This window comes from Hymenobacter sp. IS2118 (genome assembly GCF_000715495.1).
GTDB lineage: Bacteria > Bacteroidota > Bacteroidia > Cytophagales > Hymenobacteraceae > Hymenobacter.
Window position 1 is genome coordinate 1 of record NZ_JNLX01000020.1, and the last position, 317, is coordinate 317.

Consider the following 317-nt stretch of genomic DNA (forward strand, 5'->3'; position numbering starts at 1 on the left):
AAAGGGGACGATAAGGCACCGGCACCCGCCGGCAGCATCCCCAACGGCCGCTTAGGCGGATATATTGTTGGCTATGCCACTATATTTTGGATTGCGCGGCGGAAGAGCGGGGTGGGGCGGCAGCCGTCAGCTGCCGGCTTCCCCAGGGGGCGGGGCCAGGAGGGCCGCCAACTCAGCCCGCAGGCCGCTGGCGCGGGCCAGCAGCAGGCGGCGGGCAGCCTCCGCTTCGGGGCCAGCCCACAGGCGGGCCTGGGCGGCAAAAAGCGCGTTCTGGGCCAGGGCGGGCGGGCAGGCCGGGTCGGCGAGCAGGGCCAGCC

1 protein-coding gene is annotated in these 317 nt (G+C 72.9%); it reads right to left on the reverse strand.

Features of this window, described 5'->3' with window-relative positions:
• Positions 1-126 precede the first annotated feature (126 nt).
• On the reverse strand, positions 127-317 hold a 191-nt coding region (locus tag GM79_RS25245), incomplete at its 5' end, for a hypothetical protein (RefSeq protein ID WP_035557820.1).